This window comes from Pedobacter sp. 01T416_2 (genome assembly GCF_056398925.1).
Genome location: NZ_JBFTQI010001213.1, coordinates 1 through 1,064, shown reverse-complemented (window position 1 = coordinate 1,064; position 1,064 = coordinate 1). Strand labels below are relative to the sequence as shown.

Below are 1,064 nucleotides of genomic sequence, written 5' to 3'. Positions count from 1 at the left end.
AATAAAATAATTTTCCGGAAGAGATAATCCGTCAATTATTTTAAACATGCAGCAAATTTAGCAGTCGGAGTGACAACCCTATGGCAGTGGTGGTTTTAAACTTGTTTATAATTCTTCACTACCGCTACGGTAACCATCAATTGCCCTACATGGCGCATGGTATGCTCTGCCGCATGGAACAACAAGCCGATAACAGTTGAAGGGAGTCCTGCGCGACCTACGCCTCTATAATCGGGCAATGTGGTTGCGTCTGTACTTTTGATCTGCGCTAATGCAAGATCTACCTGTTTGTTGAAACGGTTAACAAGATCTGCCACGGTATATCCCGCTGCCGAATCTTTACCCTCTTCAGCCAACTGGGCAAACTKAAATTCAGAAAGACGTTCTGCCCTGGCATAAGTAAATACCCGATCGAGCACCCCACTTAAATGCTGAATATGAAAACCTGTAGATGCCATTCCGGCTGGGCGTTGCCAAAGCAGTTCGATTGGGAAGTCGACCATATACTCATTAATCTCTTCTCTTGCTTGTAATAAGGCATGTGTTACAGGCTGTAACATCGGGATAATTTCGGGCAGTGGCCCTCTTTGCCAAACTTCTAATTGTTGCGCCATTCATATTTATTTTTAAAATTTTAGATCCGATTTAAAGAAATCATTACCTTAATTAAAACATTTTTATTCGGTTTGAGGCTCTTCTCCTTCCTTGGCTATTATCTTCTTTAATATTTCCAATTGCCAGATACGTTCGGCTTTAATCCGATTTAAATCTTTATGGAAGGCTAGGCCAATAGTTTTAATTGCGTAATCAGCGCATACCATAGCATGCTCCCTCATGTGCCCAACACCTACCGCCTGACCGGCTGTTCGAATGGCATTTTTCGTCACCTCTGTACTACATACCCTGGCAAGCTCATGAATTTTGAAACCAGCTTGTCTAACCTCGTGAACACTTGCTTTTCCAGCTTGCCAGCGTTTATTTATTTCAAACCCGATTTCAATAATGGATAAATCTATATTTTCATCCGTTACACAGGTTAATACATTTTTTGCACACTTAATGGC

General features: G+C 41.6%; 2 protein-coding genes. Both read right to left on the bottom strand.

Features of this window, described 5'->3' with window-relative positions; all coding sequences use genetic code 11:
• Nucleotides 1-95 precede the first annotated feature (95 nt).
• Nucleotides 96-614 carry a DinB family protein gene (locus AC1DPQ_RS28640; RefSeq protein ID WP_477611697.1) on the bottom strand — a complete coding sequence of 173 codons (519 nt, stop codon included), beginning with the start codon at nucleotides 612-614 and terminating at the stop codon, nucleotides 96-98.
• A 63-nt stretch (nucleotides 615-677) separates the two neighbouring features.
• On the bottom strand, nucleotides 678-1,064 hold a 387-nt coding region (locus AC1DPQ_RS28635; RefSeq protein ID WP_477611696.1), incomplete at its 5' end, for a putative immunity protein.